The organism is Nitrospira sp. CR1.1, assembly GCA_014055465.1.
Taxonomy (GTDB): Bacteria; Nitrospirota; Nitrospiria; order Nitrospirales; family Nitrospiraceae; genus Nitrospira_A.
This window is the reverse complement of record WIAF01000016.1, coordinates 24586-50920: the sequence shown is the minus strand read 5'-3', so window position 1 is coordinate 50920 and position 26335 is coordinate 24586. Positions and strand designations below refer to the sequence as shown.

The window sequence follows — 26335 nt, the reverse complement described above, 5'->3', positions numbered from 1 at the left end:
CTTTCGTTTGGTTTGCGAATGCATCACTACAAGTCCCGAGGACTTTGATTGCGTACGACTAGACACTGCTTATAAATATTCGCCGCCTGCAAAAGTAATTTGCGGCAATCCGTTATAGCGGTTGAGATGCCAGCATAGATCGGCTCACCGATACGGTAATTCCATATCGCCGCACCACCTCTCTCACAAGTAACTCAAACCATACCGGTGCTTCCGGAGCAACCACGATGCTGCGCAAGAGAGTCTTATGAGCCACCTTGATTGGCATTCCCACCTCAAGAATTTCATTATCAAACTCTCCAGCAAAGCGATCTATGAGCACTCGCACTTCGTTTTCATACTCATAGGCATTGGTTTTGTAAGCAAACACTCTCGAATATGGCGCGATGTCCAATGCTGGATCATCCCAGTGCTTCACATACTGAACTTTTTCGATTGCAAGGTCATATGGAAGGTCTTGCTCCTGTAGCGATTGTCTCAGTTGACCTATGGTCGTTGTAAGTGCCAGAGAGCATGAAGATCTTCCGTAAATCTGCCACATCGCCATGCTGTCATCTTGTCCCCGATGCCAACAATTCACAAAAACACATTCACGCAATCGGCGACGAAACTGATCAAATGTGTAGTCAATGTTGTTGTCCCGGTAGGATCGTTCAATCGAGTGCTTGAGAGACTTGGTGAACGCACCCTCAAACTTATCCTCAAATCGGTCACCACGGGTAAAGAAAAGTGTTTGGTGATGAAGGAAATCAAGAAACTTGGCGGCGTCAAGGTAACGCCAGAGAACGTCTTGATCGTCCAATTCTGGACTGACTCTGGGTTTGCCTGGAATGTGGATTATGATGGAATCCATGTCTTCCACCTACTGAACGAGAATACAGCCAAGAAAGGTTTCCTGCTTCCCTTGAGATTGGGGTTCGGCGGGATAAGAATTGATCTACGTTGACTGTCTCTGGCTCGAGCCACACTTTGATGACCCCGGAATCTTCGGGGTCTTGGTCGTGACATCCGCGTTTTGCGCGCGATGCAAGAGGGCGTGATCCATCAGCACCAGGGCCATCATGGCTTCGGCAATGGGGGTCGCACGAATGCCGACGCAGGGATCATGGCGGCCGTTGGTCTCTACCGTGACGGCCTTGCCGGCCTTATCGATCGAGCGCCGCGGAACTCGAATGCTCGAGGTGGGCTTGATGGCGATGGTCGCCACCACATCCTGGCCGGTGGAGATGCCGCCGAGAATTCCGCCCGCATGGTTGGTGACGAAACCTTCAGGCGTGAGTTCGTCGCCATGCTCGGATCCCCGCTGGGCGACCGAAGCAAAGCCTGCCCCGATTTCAACCGCCTTCACAGCGTTGATGCTCATCATGGCTGCGGCAAGGTCGGCATCCAGCTTGGCATAGACCGGCGCGCCCCACCCGACTGGCACATGCTCCGCGACGGTCGTAATCTTCGCACCGACAGAATCGCCCGCCTTCCGCAATTCATCCATGAAGGTTTCGAGCTTCCCCACCACCGCGTCATTAGCGGAAAAAAACGGATTTGTCCCGACCGTATCCCAACTCTCAAACGGCACTTCGATCGGCCCAAGTTGACTCAAGTAACCGCGGATGACGACGCCATGTTTCTCATGCAACCATTTCCGAGCGATGGCCGCCGCCGCCACGCGTACCGCTGTTTCACGAGCGGAGGATCGTCCCCCGCCGCGGTGGTCACGGATGCCGTATTTCTGCCAGTAGGTGTAGTCGGCGTGACCAGGGCGAAAGGTATCGATCAGGTTGCCGTAATCACGGCTGCGTTGATCTTCGTTCCTGATCAGGAGAGCGATGGGAGTTCCGGTGGTCTTGCCTTCGAACACGCCGGAGAGAATTTCAACGCGATCGGATTCCTGCCGCTGTGTGACATGACGGGACGTGCCGGGCTTGCGCCGGTCGAGGTCCTCCTGAATGTCTTCGGCGGAGAGTGCCAGGCCAGGCGGACAACCATCCACAACGCAGCCAATCGCCGGTCCATGGCTCTCGCCGAATGATGTGACGGTGAAAACTCGGCCCAACGTATTGCCGGCCATGGGGTAGCAGACTCCTCAGGAGCTCAGCGGATCATTGTGCGGAACGGCCGTAGACATACCGGCGCGGCCTGCACACGATGTCATCCACATCGAGCTATTCGACAAGATCAAGCTTGATGCGCAGCTCCTTCAACTGATCGGCGCTGACAGCCGATGGAGCTTCGGTCATGGGACACTGCGCGCGTTGGGTCTTGGGGAATGCAATCACATCCCGAATCGAATCGGCACTACCCAGAAGCATGATCAGCCGATCGAGGCCGAAGGCGATTCCACCGTGTGGAGGAGCGCCATATTCCAGCGCCTCCAGCAGGAAACCGAACTTCGCCTGCGCCTGATCCTTCCCGATGCCGAGCAGATCGAGAATTCGAAACTGAATATCGCTGCGGTGATTGCGAATGCTGCCGCCACCGATCTCGCTGCCATTGAGCACCATGTCGTAGGCCTTGGCCCTGGCCTTCAACGGCTCGGTATCCAGGAATGGGAGGTCTTCATCCATCGGCGCCGCAAAGGGATTGTGCATGAAGACATAGCGCTTTTCCTCCGGTGAATAGTCCAGGAGTGGAAACTCCGTCACCCAGAGCGGCTTCCAGGCGGCCTTATCGATCAGATTCAGTTCTTCGCCAAGCAGCAGGCGAATCCGTCCCAGGACGTCGTGCACGATGGCCGGCTTGTCCGCGCCGAAGAGAACCAGATCACCGGGCTTCGCTTCCGGCAAGGCTGCCGCAAAAGCCTGGGCATCGAGAAACTTGGCAATCACGGATTCCAACTGTCCCTCCGCGGTCACCTTCAACCAGGCTAACCCTTTGGCCCCAAAGCTCTTCGCGGTTTCACCGAGCGCATCGATACGGCTCCGCGCAATGGTGGCACCGCCAGACACGATCAATGCCTTGACCAAGCCACCCTTGGCCGCCGCGTCTTTAAAGACTTTGAAGTCGCTCTTGGCGGCAAACGCGGTCACATCATGCAACGGCATGTCGAAGCGTAGGTCCGGCTTGTCGGAACCGTAACGCCCCATAGCCTCGGCATAGGTCATCCGTGGGAACGGCGTAGGCAATTGCACGCTGCCGGCATCCTTGAACACGGAGACAATCATCCGTTCCATGAGGGACATGACCTGCTCGCGATCCACAAACGACATCTCGAGGTCGATCTGGGTAAACTCTGGCTGGCGGTCATTACGCAAGTCTTCGTCACGGAAGCAGCGGGCAATCTGGTAATACCGATCGACGCCGCTGACCATCAACACCTGCTTGAACAACTGCGGCGACTGCGGTAGCGCGTAGAACATGCCCGGATTGACGCGGCTCGGCACCAAATAATCTCGCGCGCCTTCCGGGGTGCTCTTCGTTAGGACGGGTGTTTCCACTTCGAGAAACTGCTCCGCATTCAAAAACGCGCGCACAGCCTGCATGATTCCGTGGCGTAATCCCAGCAACCGTTGCATCCGTGGTCGTCTGAGGTCGAGATAACGGTATTTCAACCGTAGCGACTCGGTGATTTCAATGTCGTCTTCGATCATGAACGGTGGCGTCTTCGCCTCGTTCAGAATCTCCACCGCATCGACGAAAATTTCAATCTCGCCCGTCGGCAAATGTGGATTGCGGGACTCCTCGGGACGGGCCATGACCTGACCGGTGACCGACACGACGCATTCACTCCGCAAGGTATGTGCGGCCTGATGAACGGCGGCATTCCGCTCGGCATTGAACACAACTTGTGTCAATCCGGTCCGATCACGCAGATCGATGAACAGCACCATGCCGTGATCCCGACGCCGTTGCACCCAGCCGTTTAATACCACGTGCTGGCCAACCTGCGCTTTGGTCAACTCCCCGCACCGATGGGTTCTGATCTTCATGCTCTTCTCCGCGTTGAGTACCGCGACTGCCTCGCAGGGCCCCGCTGACCCGGGCGTGACGACGACGATCCGCTACGCCGGTCCTGTTGAAACTTCTGTCCTGATCCAGACCGGCCCGCTGACGTGCCTGGTCCGGAGCCTTGAGGCTTTCGATTGAATGTACCCCGCTTAAATGCTGTCCCCGATGGAGACTGGCGAGGCTTCCGGACGGAAGCGGCAGGACGCGTCGTGGAGCTTCGATCGTCTCCTTGAGGCATGACGCCTGGCTGAGAACGTTGAAATCCTTGTGTCTTCGCCGGACGTCGGAACTTCGCGCCAGGGCTGAGAGGCCGTTTCAAGCCGCCACGATTAGGACGTCCGGATTTCGCATCCTCCCGCGACCGCGATGACCGAGGTCCGGATTCCTGGCGCTGAGATTTCGGGCCTCGCCCTGAACGTTCAGGCTTGGGCGCCCGCGGCGGCGCCGGCTCCGTCGGCGGCGTCCAACGCACCGGTTTTCCTGAGGCATCCAACTGCGGATGTTCGGCCCTGGCCACCCGATCCTCGACGAGTTCCCGTAACCGGTTCGCCTCACGGTCGGTTAAAAATCGATATTCCCCTGACGCCAAGTCGCCCAGTAGCAACGGCCCCATACGGACACGCGTCAGCTTGATGACCGAATGGCCGACGGCCTCGATCATCCGCTTGACCTGGTGTTTTCGGCCTTCATGGATCGTGACTTCAAGCCAGGAGTTGCTTTCGGCCCTGCTGACCTTCTGGACCTTCGCCGGGGCAGTAAAGCCATCTTCGAGTTTGACGCCCCGTTCGAGCGCTTCGATTTTGGCGTCGTCGAGCACGCCCTTCACTTTAATCAGATAGGTCTTGGGCACATGGTAGCGAGGATGAAGCAGCGCCTGGGCCAAATCACCATGATTCGTGAGCAACATGAGTCCTTCGCTATCGAAATCCAATCGGCCGACCGGGAACACGCGGACGGTCACTCCACGCAAATAATCTTTCACGGTCGGACGACCTTCGGGATCATCAAGCGTGGACATGACGTTCTTAGGCTTGTTCAGGATTAGATAGACATAGGGCTGTACAGCCCGCAAATGTTTGCCGTCGACCTTGACGTGGTCTCGGTTTGGATCGACTTTGGTGCCAAGCTCCGTGACCACATTGCCGTTCACGGTCACCCGTCCGGACACAATCAATTCCTCGGCTTTGCGACGCGACGCAATCCCCGTACCCGCAATCAGCTTTTGAAGACGAACAGTCATATGGCGTGAACGATAGAACGCAATGAATTCAAGGATCCCCTTTTCACCTGGTACGTGTCAGGGGTAACGGCGTTATTCCCACTCAATCGTACTCGGAGGTTTAGAGCTGATGTCATAGACAACCCGGTTGACGCCCTTCACTTCATTGATGATTCGACTCGACATTCTGCCCAACACCTCATTCGGAATCTTGGCCCAGTCGGCCGTCATGCCGTCGAGACTGGTCACGGCGCGAATCGCAATCACATGCTCGTAGGTCCGCTGATCGCCCATCACGCCGACGGTCCGGATAGGCAACAAGACCGCAAACGCCTGCCAAATTTCCCGGTAGAGTCCGGCGGCGCGAATTTCCTGATCGACGATCGTTTCGGCCCCGCGCAAGATAGCCAACCGCTCCTTGGTTACCGCGCCGAGCACCCGGATTGCCAAACCGGGACCGGGAAACGGCTGCCGCCAAATAATCTCATCCGGCAAACCCAGCTCCTGACCCAAGACGCGCACTTCGTCCTTGAACAATTCGCGAAGGGGTTCAACCAGCTTCAGCTTCATTCTGGTCGGCAGCCCACCGACGTTATGGTGTGTCTTGATCGTCGCCGAGGGGCCTTTAAAGCTGACGCTTTCGATCACATCGGGATAGAGCGTACCCTGCACGAGATACCTAATCCCCTTAAGCTTCTTGGATTCGACTTCAAAGTTCTTAATGAACAGGCGGCCGATAATTTTTCGCTTTCGTTCCGGATCAGTCACGTTTTTCAGAGCCGTCATGAACTGACTCGTACGATCGAGAATCCGCATGTTCAGATGGAGTTGCGACGCGAAGGTCTTCTCCACCTGCTCCCGTTCACCGGCGCGCAACACCCCGTTATCGACGAAGATACAGGTCAGTTGATCGCCGACCGCCCGATGCGTCAGGGCCGCCGCTACCGACGAATCCACCCCGCCGCTCAAGGCACAGATCACGCGCTCCGTTCCGACCTGTTGGCGGATTTGCTCCACGGCTGTTTCGACATAGGAACGCATCGTCCACGTCGGTTTGCAGCCGCAAATGTCGTAGACGAAGTTCTTGAGAATCGTGGCACCTTCGGCGGTATGGGCTACCTCGGGATGGAACTGCAGGCAATAAATCCGCTGTTTGGCATCATGCCGCTTCATCGCCGCTATAGGAGAATTGTCCGTATGGGCGATGGAGCGGAACCCGGGCGGCATGCGCTCAATGCGATCCCCGTGCGACATCCACACAACGGTGGATCCGCCACGTCCAATCCCCTTGAACAGGTCCGATCGATCGTCCAGTTGCAGTTCGGCCCGACCAAATTCACGATGCGGAGCCTTTTCTACTTCACCGCCCTGCAAATGCGTCACCAACTGCATGCCATAGCAGATCCCGAGAATGGGGATGCCCTGCTCAAAGAGCTGCTTGGGCACCTTGGGCGCCTTCTTGTCGTAGACACTCGACGGCCCGCCGGAGAGCACGATGCCTTTCGGCCGATACGCCAACACTGTAGCGAGAGGCACCGTGCACGGCAGGATCTGCGAGTAGACCTGCGCTTCCCGAATACGTCGTGCAATCAGTTGCGTGTACTGAGACCCGAAATCGAGGACGAGGATTCTATCGTGCCAAAGTTCCATGAGTGTGCGGGATGTAGAACGTTAGAGGTTCAATGCGGAGGATGAAGAAAATGGAAAGAATGGCTGGCTCTTCCCGCTTTGCGCTTGTTATTCCCAATCGGTACGATAGTTGGGAGCTTCTTTGGTGATGATGACGTCGTGGACATGGCCTTCGCGGAGCCCCGCTAACGTCTGGCGAATGAACGTGGCTTTCTGCTGCAGGTCCGGAATGGTCTTGCAGCCGCAATAGCCCATGCCGGACTTCACTCCCCCTACCATCTGGTAAATGTGCGGCGCCAAGAGGCCTTTGTATGGGACGCGGCCCTCGATTCCCTCGGGAACCAGTTTGGGTGTCGGGCGCCCGCCTTGCCCATATCGATCGCCGCCACCGCGCTCCATGGCGCCGATAGATCCCATTCCACGATACACCTTGTACGTTCGCGCCTGGAACAACACCGTTTCGCCGGGAGCTTCTTCCGTACCGGCCAATAAACTTCCGAGCATGACGACCGAGGCGCCCGCCGCCAAGGCTTTCGTGATATCGCCCGAATATTTGATACCGCCGTCGGCGATCACGGGAATTCCTGATCCGGCCAATACCCTCGCGCAGTCGGCAATGGCCGTCAATTGCGGCATGCCGGCACCCGAGACCATTCGCGTGGTGCAAATCGAGCCTGGCCCGACGCCGACTTTCACGGCATCGACACCCGCCTTCACCAGATCCTTGGCTGCCTGTGCGGTCGCAATGTTGCCAGCAATGATATCCAGGTTGGGGTGGGCTTTCCGGACCATTTTGACCGTATCAAGCACCGCCTGCGAATGCCCGTGCGCGGTATCGACCACGACAACATCCACTCCGGCCTTTACAAGCAGGTCCACTCGGTCTCTCGTGTCAGGGCCCACGCCCAGCGCCGCACCGACTCGCAAACGCCCGTGGGCGTCCTTGCAGGCGTTGGGGTACTTAATCCGCTTTTCAATATCCTTGATCGTGATCAGGCCCTTGAGCTCGAATTGTTTATTCACCACCGGCAATTTCTCAATCCGGTGCTCGTGTAGGATCTCGCGGGCTTTTTCCAGGCTGGTCCCTTCGGGTGCGGTGATGAGCTTGTCACGCTTCATCACCTGCGAGACCTTCAGGTCCATTCTCGTCTCAAACCGCAGATCGCGATTTGTCAGGATGCCAACCAACTTGCTGCCCTTGGTGACAGGAATGCCAGAGATCCGGTACTTGGCCATCAAGTCGTGTGCATCGCGGATGGTTTGATCAGGCGAGATGGTGATGGGATCAAGAATCATTCCGCTTTCTGATTTCTTGACCCGGTCAATCTCAGCCGCCTGGTCGGCTGGCGACAACACACGATGCACAATGCCGATGCCGCCCTCCTGAGCCATCGCAATGGCTAGCCGCGCTTCAGTCACGGTGTCCATGGCGGCGCTCACGATGGGAATATTCAGATGGATGTTTCGGGAGAGGCGAGTGCGGGTATCGACTTCAGTCGGGAGAACCTGTGATTTAGCCGGAACCAGGACGACGTCGTCATAGGTCAGCCCGAGCCGAATCTCCTTCTCTAACATCCGTGGCCACCCTCTCCCGGGCTTTTTGCCCGCTGCCCTTAGACTCTCGTGGTTTTATCGATCTGCCCCAGCTCGGCTGCGGCATCCGCTTCTTCCTGCAACCGCTCGCTGCCTTCTTCGGCCGGCATAAACTGCTGCACCCGGGTGTTGCCGCTGTCGACCGCAAACACACTGCCCCGTGAATCAACCACAATGCCGTAGGGGAAATTGAATTGACCGTCACCGCCACCGAAGCCGCCCCACTGAGAAATAAAGTTGCCCTCACGATCGAACTTTTCGAGACGATGGTTGCCGGTGTCCGTGACATACACGTCACCCTGGCCATCGACGGCGATTCCCCAGGGAGAGCGAAGTTGTCCCGCTTCCTGCGCCAACGGGCTGCTGGCATGGCCGGCCTCGGAACTCCCGCCCCATTTGGTCAGCAGCTGAGGCAAGACGTTCGTGCTGGTGTCGAATTTCTGCACGCGATGGTTGCCCATATCAACGACATAGACAGTACCGTCGGCCTGGTCTACGGCGATTCCGCGCGGGAAATAGAATTGTCCGTCGCCATTGCCGAAACTCCCCCACGACATGATGAATTCACCGGTCATGTCGAATTTCTGCACCCTGAAGTTCGCACTATCGACGACATAGATATACCCCCGCACCCGATCGATGGCGATGCCCCACGGCGCATTAAACTGACCTTCGCCGTTCCCCCGCGAACCGAACTTCATGATGTAGCCGCCCAATTTGCCGTCGAATTTCTGCACGCGGTGATTGTTCGTATCGACCACAAACACATCACCCTTGGCATCGCAGGCAATACCGGTCGGATTGTGGAAGTTCGCGTTGGCTGCGCCGAAATTTCCCCAGAGAATGATGAAATTTCCATTGCGGTCGAACTTCTGAATGCGGTTGTTTCCGTTGTCGACGACAAAGATGGACCCTTGTTGATCGATAGCCAGACCGTACATCGGGGCCATGAACTCGCCGCCGTGCAACAACGAGGCGCCGCGGCCCGGCTTGCCCCATTTGGAAACGCAGAGGTAGCCGGACGTGTTGACCAGGATGGTGGCGCTCGCCGGGGTCGAAATGTTGTTCCCGAGATCTTTGAACCAGACGATGACAGTTTTCTGCCCGTCGCCCGGAGAAAGAATGAAGGGAATCGTCGCACCGAACTTGATGGCCGGTGGAACCTCGACCCAACCGGGCGTTCCCGCCATCGGCGTCATCGGGTTTTCGGAAACATAGTACGCGGCAACTCCCGTATCGAGGTCGGTCGCGGAAATCGTCACAACAATTTCCGGCGAGTTCGTCATGAATGCGCCATGATTGATGACGGCATAGGGCGTTTGCGGAGCCGTAATGTCGATCAGCACCGGCGTCGCCGAGACCTCCTCCGACAACGCGCTCTCCGTGCCGTTTTCGTAGACCGCCGTCAGCGCATAGAAGTACCCTTGGTCATTGGTCAATCCGGTATGATTATAGGGACTGGTTACTCCCTCGATCTTCGTCCCGCCCTCCAGGGTGACGTGTGGCGATGTGTGAAAGTAGAGATTGTAGGAGGTGGCCTTCGGTACATCCATCCAGCTCAGGAACGTTTCCGTATCGCCAGGCTTGATCGCCAGATTGCCGGGAGCAGGATATTCGCTGACAGCCTGAGCCCGCTCGCGCTCTTCTTTGCCGCGATTCAACTCTTCGTCCGTCGGCACGTACTTGATCACACGGTGATTGCCGCTATCGACGACATAGACCGCGCCTTCTTTGTCGACCGCGACACCCGACGGAAAATTCAACTGCCCCTCGGTTTTTCCGCGATTTCCCCAGGCACAGAGGAATGTGCCGTTCCCATCGAACTTCTGAATGCGGTGATTGCCCTGATCCACGACATACACATTGCCCAAGGCATCGCAGGTGACGCCCCAGGGCGCCTTGAACTGGCCCGGCCCGCTGCCCTCCCGTCCCCACTTGGTCAAAAAGCTGCCGCGGGTATCAAACTTCTGAATGCGGTTGTTCCCCTCATCGGCCACATACGTATTTCCAACGAAGTCCACCGCCACTCCACGGGGAAAGAAAAACGCGCCGTCGAAGCTTCCGTCCCGTCCCCATTTCAATAACGGTGTGCCGTCGCCTTTAAACTTTTGAATGCGGGCATTGTTGGTGTCGGTGACGTAGATATTGCCCTCCTGGTCGGTTGTGACACCCCAGGGCGCATCGAACTTATTCATATCGGCCCCGCGCCAGGCGAATCCGAACTTTCCCCAGGACTTCATGGGATTGCCGTCGGTATCGAGCCGCTGAACGCGGTTGTTGCCGGTATCGGCGACATAGACCTGCCCGTCGTTGTTGGTAGTGAGGCCGCGGGGATAATAATAATTACCTTCCGCGCTGCCAGCCTCTCCACCCCAACGTCCCAGGAACTTGCCGTCTTTGTCGAATTTTTGAATGGAATGATTGTCTGTATCGGCGATGTACAAATTGCCGTCCTTGTCCACCGCGATGCCTGTCGGAGAGCTGAACTCCCCCTCGTCCACACCTTCCTGGCCGATTATTTTCGCAATCAGGTAGGGAGCCGGAATCGCCATGACTTCCTGAGACTCAGGGCTTTCGCCTTTCTGCGTCACCACTGTCACCACATAGTGGTAACACGTTCCGTTCGCCAGATCGTCATGCATGAACGGCGACTGAGCCCCTTCAATACAGGTCCCTTTTTCCTTCGTCACGCCGATGACGGTCTTAAAATCCTCGGCGCTGGCGATGGGACGGGTGAGCTCTGAAAACTTGATCTGCACGCCCTTCGTCGTCATGAAGTACAAGTTGTAATACATGGCGTCCGGGACGGCATCCCAGGTAATCATTACCCGGCCATTACCGGCTTTGGCGGCCACTCCCGTCGGGGCAGGAGGCAGATCTTCCTCTTCTGCAACGGAGTCCCCGGCGCCCCACTCGCTTTGACTTCCTTCCGCAGTGAGATACCGACGGTCAAACCGAAACATTTCGTCGAGTAGCCAAGCCTTGATCATGGTGTTCCTCGTGGTACGAGATTGGTGAAGATTGGCGGATGTTTCAATAACTTAGATCGGGCAGTCTAGCAAAGCGAAAAGAAGGGAGTCAAGGCAAGACCAGCGCGGCTTGCAACGATTTCCACGGTTGTTCTCTCCCGGTCTGCTTGATCGACAACCGTGTCGAAAGCCTGGTAGGCATCCATCCCCCCAAAGCTGGATGGACGCGTTTCTTTTGAATAGCATAGGCTCAGCATTCTCGACTGTAACTGTAGAAGACAACGCGCGTCAGCCGGAAAGACACATTAATCGGAGGTGCATCATGCGGCCAACACGATTTATCCTTGCAATGCTCGCCGCGAGTTCCATTCTCGCCCCCGGCGTGCAGGCGATTGAATCCTCCCCGGTAGAAATGTGGGAATGCCCAGGCCCTGAAGGAACGACACTGTATACCAACAAGGAACGACCGGACTGCCAGCCCAAAGCCTTGAAGGCGCTCTCCGTCATACCCTCGCTGCCCGACACCGTCTTCCCGCCCTCTCCCAACGGCTTCTCCTCTCAGCCGGCCCCCCGCGCGAAGGACTTTTCGTACGACACCCCGATCGGCGCATTGCGCAATTTATCGCAGATACCGGATTCCGGACGTGATTGGTATGCCGGCAACACTGCCGGCGGATCGGTACAGGGAGAGGTCTGTTCCATGTATATGGAGTGGATCCATCTCAATCAGAATAGCCGTGGCGGGCATTTCTTCGGAACAGATCCATCCTATGGCGGAAACCCTACGGCTCAGAACTGGTATGCCCCGAGCTATTCGTTTTACGACAATGCCCGGTATGTCACATTGTCACGGATCTTCGGCGCCGGCTTCATTCCAATCGGCTGTCGCTAAATCAGCGCGCTCCACTCGCACACAAGAGGCCTCAGGGCATACGCTCCTCGCCGGAGCATCCCGAGGGCCTTTTGTGTATTGAAGCACGTGAGAGGAAGAACGGGGAACAGCGTGGAGGGAGATATCTAGCAGCGATGAGACAGATCCCACTGGTGGTGAGAGCGGCTATCAGGATTCCTCTGCCACCTCAGCCGTCATCAGCTCGTTATCGGGATTTAATTCAATCGAGTTCGTCTCGGACAGTATTTTGCCGGCACCGTTCATCTCTAGATGTTCCGCCGACCCGTTCGATTCCTCACCATTGGCCTCAGCGGCAAACTCAGCAGTTGGTGACAAGGCGTCCTGCCCCACAGGCTCAGACTCGTCGATAGGGAGCATCGCCTGCTCGGATTCGCCCAACTCTTTAAACTCACGGAGCGGCGGCAGCTGCGACAAGTCGCGAAGACCAAAATGTTCGAGAAACACCTTGGTTGTTCCATACATGATCGGCCGTCCGGGCTCCTCTTTCCTCCCGACGATCCGCACGAGTTTCCGCTCCAAAAGCGTCCGGATCACCCCCGATGTTTCAACCCCTCGAATCTGTTCAACTTCCCCGCGGACGATCGGCTGTTTGTAGGCAATAATCGCCAGGGATTCAAGCGCGGAGCGCGACAATTTCGAGGGAGCTTTCACCTTCTCCAGCCGCTTGAGCCAGGGAGCAAATTCGGCCTTGGTCACGATGCGGTAGCCTCCGGCCACCTCCGCCAATTGCAGGCCCCGCCCCTCCTGCTCGTAATCATGACTGAGACTGGCCAGCGCCTGATCCACCTCCTGCTTCGTCACGGCGCCGAGTAACGCCAAAAACCGGGTGACAGGAATCGGCTCGGCCGTTACAAACAGCAATGCCTCTAGAATCCCCTTCAAGGCTCGCAGGTCGGAAAGGGCAGGATCAGAGGAGGGCGCCGCCGCAGCCATCTCGGTGACGGCAGATTCCCCGACCTGAGCCTCTACCTCGGGTACAGTCATCGGCCCTTCCGAAACGACCGCCTCGCTCTCACCGGGCTCGGCAGACTGTTCGACTGCGTCCTCCGCGCTGAGACTCATAGGCTCTTCCATTCAGACTCCTCCACTAGATCGCCTTCTGCCACCGCCGTAAAGGCACGGGAGACAAGAATTGCCCCGAAGGTTTCGCTTTGAAACACCCGCACGACCCTGATGCGGATCAGTTCGAGTAACGCCAGAAAGGTCACAATCACGACCAGCCGATGACTCGACTCCTCGAACAGCGCCGTGAACGCCATGGACTCATGGACCTCCAGCGCCTCGAGAATCGCACTCATGCGCGTACGAACCGTCAGGTTGTCAGGGATGATTTCGACCAGCCGTGTTCCGGGATGGCGTGAGAGCACGCCCTGCAATGCGTCGACCAGATCAAAAAGAGAAATCTCGTCCAGAAGACTCTCATCTTTGGCGACTTCGACCGGTGGACCGGGCTCACGGCCAAACGTATCACGCCACAGTCGTTCTTTATAATCCAGCTGGGAAGCGGCCTCCTTGAACTGCTTGTATTCAAGCAATCGCCGCACAAGTTCTTCGCGGGGATCGGGTCCCTCTTCCTCATCCACCGCCACCTCGTCCGCCGGCAATAACATGCGCGACTTTATGTGCAGCAGCGTCGCCGCCATCACTAAAAATTCGCCGGCCACCGCGAGGTTTAATTCTTTCATCACCGACAGATAGTCCAAATATTGCTGAGCGATCAGCGCAATTGGAATATCGTAGATGTTGATTTCGTTTTTCTTGATGAGATGCAACAGGAGATCGAGCGGCCCTTCAAAATTTTCGATCTTGACTTGGTAGGGCAATTCAGGTTGGTCCATCAGGTACCAGACGCTCTCTTCGACAAATTTTTAATCTTATACCAATTTATGGTGGGATGGGGCAAGACCAAAACTATATGTTGGGGTTGTGAGGGTTACTTCGCCTTAAGGATATAGATCAAGATCCCCACTGCTGCAACGAACATCCCGACCGTCAGCGCCTGTGAGAAGGGTGCCGCTTCCGGGCCAGCAGGCACAGCCGAGACGACTCGGGCGGTTCTGGTCATGACCGGAGCGCGAGCGAAGGTGGCCTTTGTCAGGTCATCGGACTCCTTGAAGGAGGCGTCAGAAAAGTCGGCTTGGGAATTGAATCGCGCGGCGGCAAAGGTGACCGTTCGGTCAAACCGTGCAAACAGGAAGAATGCCTCTCGATCGAACTGCGCCGACGAGAAATCGCATTTGCCCCGACAGTGCGCACCGGAAAACCCAGTTCCCATATGAAATGCCGTTCGAGAAAAATTTGCATCCTGCTCGAACACCACTTCCAGAAACTCTGTCAGGCCGGGAAAATCGGCCCCGCGAAAGATGGCCGGACCGCTAAACATCGATCGGTGAAATCTCGCATGCGGCCCGAACCGGCCATCGGTAAACATGGCCCCTTGTGTGAAGCGATCCTGCACGAAATAACTTTCCTGCTCGAATCTCGCATTCGACCCATCCACCAGGCCGAGAAATACCGTGCGCGACAAATCGACGAGGCCGACAAAATCGGTGTGCACCAACACCACCGGCCCGGTCATCAGCAAAAATCCTCGTTTGAGCCGATTGACGATCCGCCCCTTCACCCGGGAATGCTTGATCGCGAATGGCCCTCGGATGACATGCACCTCTTCATCATTGAGACCTTCGAGCACCCGGCGATCCTCCAGAGACAATCCCTGTACCGCGGCGACCTTTTGCGCCGGCACCTCGTCGAGCACAATGTCCCCCTGGATCACTACTCCCGACAGATCAATTCCCTTCCCGGCCACCAAAGCCCGCATGAGGTCCTGCGCAGAAATGGCACGCGCCTCCCGTTCCGCCTCCGTGCAGGCATGGTGCAAATGCAGCGTGAACACGGCGACCTCACTCTGCCCGCTTCCCTCACTCGTACATTCGGCGAATAACATTCCGGGGGAGATCACGAACGCCCAGGCCAACCCCCAAATGCAGAGGGGCACTCGACATGGAACTTTCCCCTGAGGCAGTAATTTCATAGAAACTTTCGTTCAGACCTGCAGGCAGAAAATCGCCGCGACACTTTACACCATCACGAGCTTTGCTACACTCGCTCTCATATGCCAGCTACCAGGCGTCAAACTCTCTTCCGCATGGATCTGCGGATTCTCTGCCTGTTCTGCCTTTGCCCCTGTTTGTTGTTCGGAAACCTCCGGCCGGCCAATGCGGAGTCCGCTGTTGAGGTTCCCATGTTGGCTGCCATTCAGGCGAACCACCTCGGCGTCTTCGAAGTACTCCTGTTGCGCTGGGATCACCAGCCAAGCCCTTCTCCAATCATGCTGCAATGGCAAGGCGGCAACATCAAGCCAGGGCAGACCAACCTGAGCTCCATGGTCCTCGCCTTTCAGTATGCGCTCGAGCATACGCCGACGGTCGACCATACCGGGACCATCAGTGTCATTGGTATTGCTTATGCCGCAACCGGCACCGACGGCCCGAGCGCCGGAGGAGTCATGACTGTGGGATTTGCCGCACTGCTCAAAGGTGATCGGATCCGGCGCGGCATTGCGCTCACCGGGACTATCTCCAAGGACGGCACGATCGGTCCGGTAGGAGGTATCCCCGATAAAATCCGCGCGGCGGCTCGCGAGGGCTATCGCACGATTCTGATTCCCCAGGGTCAGCGAGACGATCCACGTTGGAACATCACCCAGCTTGCCTGGGATCTTAATGTCGAAGTCAAGGAGGTTTACAGGGTTGAAGACGCCTATCATCTCATGACGGGGGGCACGCTCGACTAGCAGGCCGAACAAAGAAACCGCACGCCGGTTAGGACTCCGCCCCCAAGCCCTCGACAACCGCCCGATACTCTTCATCTGAAAGACGGTGCATCCCAAGGCTAAGCCGCCTGGACAATTCAGACTGTTCCTCGATGCCCAGGACTCGCTGAAGCAGTACCTGGCAATCGGGCGCGCTCCCCTCCCAACGTCGAATCGGTGTGACCCGTACAAATCCATAGCGGGCTTCCGTCCGCAGCTCATCTTTCAGCAGTTCGTCCAAGGCCTGAAACGGCTGAACCGGCGAGACGATCGAAAACTCCGCTCGAATGCCTTCTTTCAACACATACACCAGACCATGCGAATCCGGCGTCAAGAACTTCTGAAGATTGTCGCGAATTAACGACGTGCACAGGCCCCAGACTCCTGCGCCGAGCTGCAGCTCGGCACTCTCCGGAGAACTCCGTTCGCGCAAGGCGCCGGCGATAAACAGGAAGTGACTCATGTGAGGGCTGACCAGTCGGAATTGGCGGCCGTCCCAGCGAACAACACAGCGCCGGCGCCACGCAACCGGGCGGCGCACCGACACTCCACACCACGCGCACCGGAAAACACCATGGCATCAGGCATGTTCAGTGGAACCTTCACTGACTAGAAGAAACTAGGCACGCAGAGGCATCAACCGGGCCCACCCGGTACAGTACCGCATCAGCCCAGCCTAATTGTTGCGATACTCGTCTGCGTCGTCGAGCAGATCTTCAGACTTTTCGAGATAATCTACATCGTCATCTTCAGCGTCAATGCCGAGCTCTTCTTCCTCTTCGAGCTCTTCTTCGATTTCTTCCGACACGTCCTCCAAATCCTCGGCCATCTCTTCCTCGTCATCCTCGAGATCAAGCTGCGGTGGCTCCAACTCTGCCTTAGGCGCCTTCTGAACCTCGGGCACGGCTGGTTTCACCGGCTTTGACTCGGGAACGGCTGCAGGAACTTCCGCAGGCATCTTTGCCTTTGGCGGAGCCGGCTTGGTCTTGGGTTTGGACGTCGGTTTCGGCGCGGGCTTTGAGGCTTTCGTTGCCGTTCTCGCCTTGGAGACACGGACAGCTTTCGCCGGAGCCTGCTTCCTGACACTCTTTTTGGCGGTCTTTTTGACCGGCTTTTTAGGCGTCGCCTTCGGTCGTGCCGCCTTCTTCGACTTCACCGGCTTTTTTGCTGTCGCAGCCTTCTTGGCTTTCACAACTTTCTTCAGCTTGCTCGCCTTCTTTGCCGCGGTCTTTTTCGGCCGCGCAGCCTTCACAGCAGAGCGTTTCTTCTTCATGATTGTCTTCGCCATTCCACGTCCTCCTCTCAGGTCTTCAACATGGCACGTCGGTGGTAAAGCGGCCTCCATCTAGCATGAACCACCAGGTTCTTGCAACCATCACACATCCGCGCCGAAACTGTGTCGCCATGCAACGCCATGCCATAACTTTCATGGCAAACACACTCGCTCGTCGGCCGTCGATCCGCCACGCGCATGTTCACTTGATTGCGGATTCGGCACCACTCTACGAGCAGCCTGGTGAATCCTTCCGCATACCGCCTGTCTCTATGTATAATAAGGAAACCGATACTCACTGGAGTCACGAATCTCATGAGCTGGCGCGCTGTGATCCTGAGCCTTGCAGTAGGCATTCTGATGGCCTGGCCTTCCTCCGCAACCCCTCCGGCGGTCCACGTGCTCATGGATAGCGGCTCCCCCTACTATGTGCCCGCTGCCGCAACCGTGACCGCAGGGGGCGCCATCAGATGGGACAATCCAACCCCGACCCACCACACCGTCACCCACGACGGCTGTTTTGAGGAAAGCGGGCGTTGCGCCTTCGACTCCGGCGCCGTCGAGCCTGGTGGCACCTACACCATTCCCAGCCTGCCCCCAGGCCGGTACCCCTACCAATGCCGCATCCATCCCATTATGCGAGGGATCATCATCGTGACCGATTCCCCGCTCCTCCCATCACAAACTTAGGCCACCCATGCTCCTGGGTTCTTGCAGGTGGGCATGAGCCTCGTGTAGGCTGCGGCGTCTTGTGATCCTGGACCACCTGACGCGATGAAAGCTGCCGCAGCCATACAAGAACCGCTCAGGCTGAGCGGCGAAATCCTCGACCTGCTCGCCTGGCGGATTCCCGACCTGGTCGCGTACCAGCATGCCTTTGATGAATGGTGGTTGGCGCCGCTGGACGACGATTTTCCACTCGTTCGCCTCAACGCCGTCGGCATTGAAATGCTCACCTCCATGAACGGCCACATTACGGTCGGTGCGCTCGTGGAGAAGTACGGTAATAAGATCTGCGGCCCGGACGGCCAGCCTGGTTCGTGGCACCTGGCACGCTGGTCGATTCCCAACTATTCCCTCTGTTATTTTGGGATCGAACCGCCGGGGGGCCACCGGCACAAAGCCAAATGGGATCTCCTGCTCCAGCAGATACGAGAGAGCTGGTCCGGACAACAGGACTTCGAAGGCGAAGAACATCTCGAGGATTTCCATGTTCATGAGCTGAAAGAGAGCGATCTGGAAGATGGCCACTTCGATCTGATTGAAACCACTGTCTCGCACCTCTTCCGTGAGCCCTGTGAGGCGCTGGGTGGCGCCACCTATGGACGTCTCCTCATGCGCCAGCTGCGCCGGCTGGGTTGGTTCAAACCGAAGCCAAAAGTCATAGTTGAGATCGGCGGCGGACTGGGCTACGTCGCCCGGGAACTCGGACAGGAGCTCTTGCCGTTCGAAAAGCAGGGGATTCAGTATATTTCGCTGGATGTCACTCGCCCATTCCTCCAACTCCAGACCAAGCGCGCCAAGGCCGGTGGCTGGACCGGCACTGGCACCCATGCCAATGGCGAATGGCTGCCCTTTAAGGATAACTCCGTCGACCTCATCATCGACAATGAGAACATGGCGGACATGACCCCGGTGAAACTGAGCCGGAAGGAACTCACGGAAGGAAAGGGCGCGACCGCGCACCATCAGGAAGCGTTGGACTGGATCAGGCGGCTGCGGCTGCCGCTCGAAAAAGACCCGCCTGAGGAAGTCATCTTCAACCTGGGACCGATGCGATTCGTCGCGGAGGTGTGGCGAGTCCTCAAACCTGGAGGCCGTGCATTTTTGACGGAATTCGGCATTGAGGAAGGCTGGCCTGCCGCGGTGAAACTTCCCCATCACACCGAATACGAAGTGCAGTACGGCCATTTGCGGCAGGCTGTGCGATGGCTGGGCTTTCAGGAGCGCTATCTGTCACTTCCACAATTTCTGCAGCTCAAACCGGACACGAAAGTCCTCTGTACCGGCGCGGCCTATACGATTCAGCGCTTTTGTCAGGGACTCGGGCAACATTTCTCCGTGAGGGCATACACCGAACCTGAGCTCACCAAAGCGCTAGGCGACGTCCTTCCGAAGCTCCAAGGTTGCCACTACCACGACATCGCCGATCCGGCCTGGTTCGGTCTAATCGACTTCAAGGTCCTGCTCCTGGAAAAGCCAGGCGGCATCCCCCAAGCAACATTCACCGAGCAAAAGAGCGGCCTGCGGTGGTATTCCCAGCGGTAATAATTTCCTGCAGCATACTCCCAGCAATGGCCGAACCGATTGTGTCTCCGCTGCACCACTTGTTGCCGAAACAAGCCTCAGTTCACACGGCTCGCCAAGTGCAACAGCACACCCTCCCGCAATCCCAGATCGCTGACGAGAACCTTCAACATGCCCAGCGTCTCCATCATCGTCCTGAGGACGATCGCACCGGCGACGATGACATCCTCTCGCCCTCGTTCCAATCCCGGCAGCCCCTCTCGTTGCTGTTTCGATCGGCGAAGAAGCTCCACTTCCAGACGTTTCACCACCTCTAGCGTCAAGACATAGTTGTGGATTCTCGCCGGGTCATAAGTGGATAACTGCTGGGCCATCGCAGCCAACGCTGTGATCGTTCCCGCTGTGCCGACACATGTCAGACCGCCCGGCACAGGCATGGTTGCGACGGCGGCTTCCGTCTCGTTTCGTATCCATTCACCCGCCTGCCGAAGTTCTTCGGCGGTAGGCGGATCGCTCTGCAGAATGCGTTCACTCAGGCGCACCACACCGATATCGATCGATCGCACGATCGGCGACTGTCCAGGTCGATCCAGAATACATTCCGTGCTTCCACCGCCGATATCGATCGCCAGCATGTCGATGACACCAGCAGGCAGACCGGAGCGGATACCGAGCATGGTTCGTCGCGCTTCTTCCTCACCGGAGATGATTTCCACCTGCAACCCCGTTTCACGCGTGACCAGGTCTAAAAATGCGTCCCGGTTCCGGGCATCACGCACGGCACTTGTCGCCACAACCGCCGCCGCCTCGACCTGGTACTTATCGATGAGCTGGCGCCATTCTTTGAGCGTCGCCACGACACGCCCCATGGCGTCGGCCCGGAGCAGACGATCTCGATCGACCCCTTGGCCCAGCCGAAGAATGCGCCGGTCAGATCGAAGCTCTCGAAGCCGCCCGGCCGGAGAACATTCTGCGATCAGCAAACGACAGGTGAGCGTCCCGATGTCTATGCCCGCGAAGATTCGTGGGGAAACCGTCGTTGCGCCCGTCATGAAATCGCTTAGGCCTCTTCTACCGTGATGTCATTCATTTCCAGTAACAGCTTGGTCCGTTCGTCCTGCACCGTGTGCACGTGCTTCATCAGGCGTGTAATTTCAGCATCGGTCAGAATACGATCCGGCGCTTCACCGCGATCATGCAATGCGATCGTGCGCTCACCGATGTCCGCATGCAGATCGTCCAGCTGCTGCTCCACCTTTCGTAATTCCAAACGGTAACGAAGCAGCTCACCCTCCTCCAGCGCCCTGGTCGCGGCCTTAGCCGTACCGTGTCGTAATGTCACCCAGCCGGCACGAAGATCGTGACTCAAGCGTTGCAACATTCCCATCAATCAGCCCTCCGCCACGTCGGCAGTTCGCACGGTGCTAACTCACATCCCCCAAAGACAGCTTCCCCTTCCAACGGCGAAATATCTCCGCCTTGAGCGCCTGATGCTGAGGCAGCATCAAGCCCGGATCCTGGGTCACCATCGCGAACGCCTCTTGTCTCGCCAACTCCAGCAATTGCGCGTCGCGCACCAGATTGGCCGCGCGAAACTCCGGCAGCCCCCATTGCCGCAACCCCAAGAACTCGCCGGGCCCTCTGATGCGAAGATCTTCCTCGGCAATGACAAACCCGTCGTGCGACTGCACAAGCGCCGCCAATCGTTGCTGGGCATTGGAGGCATTGGCCTCAGACCTTCCGTCACGACTGACTTTCGGCCTGGCCTCTCGCGGAAGATACGATGCCATTAAGATGCACAAGGATTGATGCGTCCCTCGCCCGACACGCCCGCGTAATTGATGGAGTTGCGCTAGCCCGAACCGTTCGGCATGTTCGATGACCATGACCGTCGCATTGGGCACATCCACCCCCACTTCAATGACCGTCGTGGCTACTAGAATCTGGATCGTGCCGGCCTTGAAGGCCGCCATCGTATGCTCTTTGTCAGCCGTCGGCATCCTGCCATGCAGCAGCCCGATCTGTGCCTGCGGAAAGACTTCGCGTTGTAACTGTTCAGCTCCCTGTATCGCCGCCTTGAGATCACTTTTCTCAGACTCCTCCACCAAGGGATAGACGATATACACCTGACGTCCGGCCTTCAGCTCATCTCCTACCAACTGCCATGTCTTGCGGCGCTGGCCTTCCGAATAGAGCATGGTCCGCACCGGCTTGCGTCCCGGCGGCAACATATCGATGACCGAGACGTCTAGATCTCCATAGACGGTCATGGCCAAGGTGCGCGGAATCGGCGTCGCCGTCATCACCAGCACATCAGGCCGGTAGCCTTTGTCCAGCAGCGTTTTTCGTTGCAGCACGCCGAACTTATGCTGTTCATCGACCACCACCAAGCCAAGCTTGGCGAACGTGACTTTTTTCTGAAGCAGCGCATGCGTGCCAATGGCCACCTGCGCCTCACCAGACGCCAACTGCGCCAGGACGGCATGGCGCTCCTTAGCCTTGCCACCACTCGTGAGCAGCACCGCATTTACCCCAACCGCCTCTAGCAGCGGCCTGAGATTGAGATAGTGCTGTTCGGCCAGGATTTCAGTGGGAACCATCAGGGCAGCTTGACAACCGGAGCCACAGGCCATCACCAGGGCATGCACGGCGACAATCGTTTTCCCAGACCCGACATCTCCCTGCACCAACCGGTTCATGGGTCGCGAAGTCGCCATATCGGCCTGAACCTGGCGCCATACCCGTTCCTGCGCAGCCGTCAAGGCAAACGGCAGAATCTGTGCCAGCTCTTTTAATTGGCTCACACGGGGATTGAATCGAAACGGTTTGTGCTCTGCCTTCACCTCCTGTTGCCGAAGCACCATGGTCGACTGGAGCAGGAACAATTCTTCGAAGGCCAACCGACGGTGGGCGGCCGTCACACCGCGGTCAAGCGCCGCCAGGTCCGTTTTCGGCGGCGGGAAGTGCACCTGCTGAATCGCCTCACTGATCGGCGACAACCGGTGCCGCGCGCGAATGGACAGGGGCAATACTTCCTGCAACTCTCCTCCGTGGTCGGCCAGCAAGCCCTGCACCAGGATTCGCATCTGGCGAGAGGTCCATCCCCTCGTCTCGTGATAGACGGGAACGATCCGCCCCACGTGCAGCAATTCATCCTCCTGCCCGCTCAACACTTCAAATTGCATCGGCTCCAGCCGTAGATCCATCCATCCACGCCGACCGGCAAGCACACGTCCGGCCATCATAACCCGCGTTCCCTCCTTCAACACGCCTTCCAGATAGGATTGATTAAAAAACACCGCACGCACCGTTCCGGTTTCGTCCTGAACGGCCACGTCAAGAATCGACAGCCGTCGGGACCGTGCACGCGTGGTTTTCGCTTGCGTAATCACTCCACAGATGCACGGCGTACTGCCTGGCACCAGCTTGGCTACCGGCGTGATGATCGATCGGTCGTCATACCGCCAAGGCAAGGTCCACAACGCCTCTTCGATCGTCTGGATTCCGAGACGTTTCAAAAGCAGGGTTCGTTTCGGACCAACCCCCTTGGCAAATTGAATCGAGACCTCTAAAGCAGGCCGTGTGGGAACAATCGTTGTCGCTGTGTGAATCGGTAGGCTTGCCTCTGCGGTATTCACGGGTAGATGAATGGCAAACGACCCCTCTTGCAGGCGGCGAAGGAGTTGGAGCGCCTGCGTCAATCGATTTTTCTGTTCGGAAGTGGTGAGTCCGGCATGGAAATCGACAAACAAACTACGCAAGGAAAGCAGCTCAATTTCAAGCGCGCGAGGATAGAGTCGCTCGCCGAGCGTGCTAATCACCTGTTCCGATATAAAACGATCAAGGTTCTTTACCGTCGGAAGATGGGCATAGGCATCACGGCACGCGAATTCGATGGGTCTGGCCACTCGCTGCAGGAATGCTTGAAAAGACCCGTGGGGATCAGAGGAATCAGGACGTGACATCCTGGGACGGGATCGTACCATAGGCTTCCTGGCGGCTCAATGAAGGGCCGGCACCAGGAATCAACCGTCCCAGGACCAACGACGCTGGCTTTTGCGACTTTCCTTGGACCTCCACCACCTCGATGCTAGAGTAATTTCGTGTAGGACTCACGGAAGGACGCGTATGTATCGACGCAATATCAAGCATATTCTCGGGCTATTGGCCGTTCTGATTGCCATCTTCATCTTCTATCAGTCATGGCTCAAGCCGCACTATTTCCACGAAGTCCCTGCTCCTCCGCCGCAAGTCATTGCAGAAGAAGTCCCTGCCTCCAAAGGCCCCGTGGCGCCGCCCCCACAGGCTGTCACTCCGGAGGTGAAACGATCCAGAACCATCGATCCTGTCAGCATTCCAGTTCCCCGGCATTCTGAACTGCTCGGCACCATTCACGACGAGTTGGAGAAACACAATATTGCTTTGGCAGAAGCCAAACTTGAAGAACTTCCCGCGTCAATTCTCTCGGAATCCGCCACCAAACGCCATGTGGCCATTTTATGGAATAACCTCGGAATCCTTCAGGAAACCGCCGGTGGAACAGAAGTTTCCGTCAAATCTTTTAAAAAAGCGGTGATGCTCGATCCCCAAAACCCGGTGGCCCATCTCAATCTCGCCCATGCGTACTGGGGTCTGCGGGACCCGGCTCTGACGGAAGACTTCCTGCGAAAGGTGGTGACCCTATCTCCGGATGAGCCGTTCCCGCACGTTGCTCTGGCAGATCTCCTTCAGGAAAAAGATCGCCTCACGGAAGCGGCAAAACATCTTGCGCAGGCCAAGGATCGCATGAAAAAAGACCCGGGGCTTCAGTCTTATGTGAAAGCAGTCACCGCCAAGGTGCATCGCGCGGAGAAAGTGGAAGATAAGTTTTCGACACACAATAGCGTCCACTTCACAGTCAAATACGACGGGAGTGAGGATCCGGAGACTTGGACGGCCGTACTCGATATTCTTGAAACGGCCTATCGGGAAATCGGCCAGAAGTTCAATTTCTTTCCCTCGAAACCGATTATGGTCGTGCTGCACACCAAAACTCAGTTCCAAGGAGCCACAGGAAGTCCCCTTTGGGCGGATGGGTTATTCGACCCTGTCCTCGGACGCATCCAGATCCCCAGTCAAGGCGCCGCGACAGATCGCGCTTGGTTGACACGCGTCCTCCGGCATGAGTTTGTTCATGCGCTGCTTCATGAGCAACTGGGAGCTACCGGCGGAGCGATACCCACCTGGCTCAATGAAGGACTAGCCATGCAGCTGGCCAGTGATTCTTGGCAGGACGTCGCGAGCATGCACCCTGGAGAGCATAATCTGCTCCCCCTGGCCGCTCTTGAGGAGAGTTGGGAGGGTTTACCTGCTGAAAAGGTGGGCGCCGCATACATGGAAGCGAATGCCGCTACCCGCTACCTCATCGAACGCTTTGGCATGCACAAGGTTCATGAGTTGCTTCTTCACCTGAAGGCCCGCCAGACAATCGCAGCCGCAATGCAGGATCGCCTTCTGCTCTCCTATGAGACCTTCCAGCAACAGTGGGCAGAAAGTCTGGGCGCTACCGTATCCGCACCCAAATCGTAACTACCATGGGAGAGCCGCTTCATAAACGTCGGCCTCGTTCGCACCGGCCGGATGCCAGAATGGAATTGCTTGAGGATAGGCATTCGTCTCCGGTGCGGAGCCCAGCTCCTCTATGCGATCAATTTCCTCGAACGAGTCTTCCCACAACAGAATGCCTGATGCGCGATCGTAGGTGCGCACCACCAAATCGAAAATGTGCCCGATGGGCTCATTGACCGGTTTTCCCGAGAAGTTCCTCCATACCACCCCCGCACTCCTTGGTCGTTTTCGAGTTCCCGGAACAAACTGATCCTGCCACACAAGCCTTCCGGTAAGAGGATTGACTGCTCGCACCGAAAAGAGGGATTGGAATGCTTGAGGAGCGCGGTCAGCGGCGGGCACGGCGGAAGCAGGTTTTGGAGTAATCGTTGCCTTTACTGTGCTCACCCCGTCTTCACTCACGTTCAGCAAGTTTAATTGTCCCTCCCAGAGAAACCTTCCCGTTTCCGCGTCATACACTCTCAGCATAAATGCAGATTTTCCCTGGATGTCGGCGCCAATTCCTCCGGCAAACACGCGCCCCCTGTTCCCATCGTATTCAGCGGCGCCCTCCTCCTTTACGCTCACGTCGAATGAATCCTCCGAGAGAATGGCGCCTGTCGGAACATTATACGTTCGAACCGTAATCAGAGACGATCCAGCGGCCTGAAAGCCGAACCCCGCGGCTAACACCGGCGAATGATCGGCCGGTGTTTGCGCCACTGATGCAACCATCGCCCCACGTATCATTTCACTTTCCGCCAAATGATAGGGAGCGGCCAAGGCAAACGCCGACATAGAACTTATCCCTACCATTAACCATAGCATCAGAGATAACAATCGCCTGGTAACCCCATAGCTCGATTGGACCGATGTCGCAGTCAGCCATGGTCCTGCAACCCGATATCGGAGTCTTTCTCGATGTATGTGTAGGGCCACGTGTGCCTCCCTTATGAGAGGCGGATTTTCACGTGAAGACGAACCCGAGGTAAATGACTCGACTGACCTGGTTGTCCCCTCGAAGGATGGGGCGGGCAACGAATCGAGGTCTCACGCCCTATCAGCGTTCGCCATCATAGATGCGTGTCCATCGGCCTTGCCCGCGTTGCCCTCGGTATCCAGCCCGCCTAATTCATGACGGTTCGTCATG

20 protein-coding genes and 1 pseudogene are annotated in these 26335 nt (G+C 57.2%); 6 read left to right on the top strand and 15 right to left on the bottom strand.

Annotated features, from left to right (window positions below; all coding sequences use genetic code 11):
* Window positions 1–112 precede the first annotated feature (112 nt).
* The 7 genes from GDA65_19335 to GDA65_19305 all read right to left on the bottom strand — a co-directional run bounded on the left by GDA65_19335 (window position 113) and on the right by GDA65_19305 (window position 11373).
* On the bottom strand, window positions 113–853 hold the full coding sequence (locus tag GDA65_19335; protein MBA5864840.1) for a hypothetical protein: 741 nt from the start codon (window positions 851–853) through the stop codon (window positions 113–115).
* Window positions 854–937: 84 nt separating this feature from the next.
* Window positions 938–2065: a chorismate synthase gene (gene aroC / locus GDA65_19330; GenBank protein MBA5864839.1), complete on the bottom strand. Its 1128-nt coding sequence runs from the start codon at window positions 2063–2065 to the stop codon at window positions 938–940.
* Window positions 2066–2159: 94 nt separating this feature from the next.
* On the bottom strand, window positions 2160–3923 hold the full coding sequence (gene aspS / locus GDA65_19325) for an aspartate--tRNA ligase (protein MBA5864838.1): 1764 nt from the start codon (window positions 3921–3923) through the stop codon (window positions 2160–2162).
* Complete coding sequence (locus GDA65_19320; protein ID MBA5864837.1) at window positions 3920–5182, bottom strand: pseudouridine synthase; 1263 nt, start codon at window positions 5180–5182, stop codon at window positions 3920–3922. The genes aspS and GDA65_19320 overlap by 4 nt, the downstream gene beginning before the upstream one ends.
* 72 nt (window positions 5183–5254) lie before the next feature.
* Complete coding sequence (gene guaA, locus GDA65_19315; GenBank protein MBA5864836.1) at window positions 5255–6811, bottom strand: glutamine-hydrolyzing GMP synthase; 1557 nt, start codon at window positions 6809–6811, stop codon at window positions 5255–5257.
* 87 nt (window positions 6812–6898) lie between these two features.
* Window positions 6899–8365: an IMP dehydrogenase gene (gene guaB / locus GDA65_19310; protein ID MBA5864835.1), complete on the bottom strand. Its 1467-nt coding sequence runs from the start codon at window positions 8363–8365 to the stop codon at window positions 6899–6901.
* Between the two features lie 38 nt (window positions 8366–8403).
* Window positions 8404–11373 carry a 6-bladed beta-propeller gene (locus tag GDA65_19305; GenBank protein ID MBA5864834.1) on the bottom strand — a complete coding sequence of 990 codons (2970 nt, stop codon included), beginning with the start codon at window positions 11371–11373 and terminating at the stop codon, window positions 8404–8406.
* A gap of 301 nt (window positions 11374–11674) precedes the next feature.
* Between GDA65_19305 and GDA65_19300 the strand changes: the two genes are divergently transcribed.
* Window positions 11675–12244, top strand: a complete 570-nt coding sequence (locus tag GDA65_19300) for a hypothetical protein (protein ID MBA5864833.1) — start codon at window positions 11675–11677, stop codon at window positions 12242–12244.
* 168 nt (window positions 12245–12412) lie between these two features.
* Here the strand turns inward: GDA65_19300 and scpB are convergent, their stop codons facing one another.
* The 3 genes from scpB to GDA65_19285 form a co-directional block, all read right to left on the bottom strand.
* Window positions 12413–13339 (bottom strand): SMC-Scp complex subunit ScpB, encoded by a 927-nt coding sequence (gene scpB / locus GDA65_19295; protein MBA5864832.1) that lies wholly within the window; start codon window positions 13337–13339, stop codon window positions 12413–12415.
* A complete protein-coding gene (locus tag GDA65_19290; protein MBA5864831.1) occupies window positions 13324–14103 on the bottom strand; it encodes a segregation/condensation protein A in 780 nt (259 codons plus the stop codon). Before GDA65_19290 ends, scpB begins: the two co-directional genes overlap by 16 nt.
* Before the next feature lie 95 nt (window positions 14104–14198).
* Window positions 14199–15299 carry a hypothetical protein gene (locus GDA65_19285; GenBank protein ID MBA5864830.1) on the bottom strand — a complete coding sequence of 367 codons (1101 nt, stop codon included), beginning with the start codon at window positions 15297–15299 and terminating at the stop codon, window positions 14199–14201.
* A gap of 81 nt (window positions 15300–15380) precedes the next feature.
* Between GDA65_19285 and GDA65_19280 the strand changes: the two genes are divergently transcribed.
* Window positions 15381–16061: a hypothetical protein gene (locus GDA65_19280; protein MBA5864829.1), complete on the top strand. Its 681-nt coding sequence runs from the start codon at window positions 15381–15383 to the stop codon at window positions 16059–16061.
* 28 nt (window positions 16062–16089) lie between these two features.
* Here the strand turns inward: GDA65_19280 and GDA65_19275 are convergent, their stop codons facing one another.
* Window positions 16090–16542 carry a hypothetical protein gene (locus GDA65_19275; protein MBA5864828.1) on the bottom strand — a complete coding sequence of 151 codons (453 nt, stop codon included), beginning with the start codon at window positions 16540–16542 and terminating at the stop codon, window positions 16090–16092.
* 271 nt (window positions 16543–16813) lie between these two features.
* Here GDA65_19275 and GDA65_19270 point away from each other — a divergent pair.
* The 3 genes and pseudogenes from GDA65_19270 to GDA65_19260 all read left to right on the top strand — a co-directional run bounded on the left by GDA65_19270 (window position 16814) and on the right by GDA65_19260 (window position 19620).
* Window positions 16814–16948: pseudogene (locus GDA65_19270) on the top strand (esterase).
* Window positions 16949–17667: 719 nt separating this feature from the next.
* On the top strand, window positions 17668–18042 hold the full coding sequence (locus tag GDA65_19265; protein MBA5864827.1) for a hypothetical protein: 375 nt from the start codon (window positions 17668–17670) through the stop codon (window positions 18040–18042).
* A gap of 84 nt (window positions 18043–18126) precedes the next feature.
* Window positions 18127–19620: a methyltransferase domain-containing protein gene (locus GDA65_19260; GenBank protein ID MBA5864826.1), complete on the top strand. Its 1494-nt coding sequence runs from the start codon at window positions 18127–18129 to the stop codon at window positions 19618–19620.
* Between the two features lie 77 nt (window positions 19621–19697).
* On the opposite strand, the gene GDA65_19255 is transcribed toward GDA65_19260, so the two are convergent.
* The 3 genes from GDA65_19255 to recG are packed head-to-tail and all read right to left on the bottom strand — an operon-like array spanning window position 19698 to window position 23585.
* Window positions 19698–20651: a hypothetical protein gene (locus GDA65_19255; GenBank protein ID MBA5864825.1), complete on the bottom strand. Its 954-nt coding sequence runs from the start codon at window positions 20649–20651 to the stop codon at window positions 19698–19700.
* 8 nt (window positions 20652–20659) lie between these two features.
* On the bottom strand, window positions 20660–20986 hold the full coding sequence (locus tag GDA65_19250) for a hypothetical protein (GenBank protein MBA5864824.1): 327 nt from the start codon (window positions 20984–20986) through the stop codon (window positions 20660–20662).
* Between the two features lie 37 nt (window positions 20987–21023).
* Window positions 21024–23585: an ATP-dependent DNA helicase RecG gene (gene recG / locus GDA65_19245; GenBank protein MBA5864823.1), complete on the bottom strand. Its 2562-nt coding sequence runs from the start codon at window positions 23583–23585 to the stop codon at window positions 21024–21026.
* Between the two features lie 142 nt (window positions 23586–23727).
* Here recG and GDA65_19240 point away from each other — a divergent pair, with 142 nt between their 5' ends.
* Window positions 23728–25167, top strand: coding sequence for a hypothetical protein (locus tag GDA65_19240; GenBank protein ID MBA5864822.1), 1440 nt, complete (start codon window positions 23728–23730; stop codon window positions 25165–25167).
* Here the strand turns inward: GDA65_19240 and GDA65_19235 are convergent, their stop codons facing one another.
* Window positions 25168–25983 (bottom strand): hypothetical protein, encoded by an 816-nt coding sequence (locus tag GDA65_19235; protein ID MBA5864821.1) that lies wholly within the window; start codon window positions 25981–25983, stop codon window positions 25168–25170. It lies immediately after the preceding gene.
* Window positions 25984–26335: the final 352 nt, after the last annotated feature.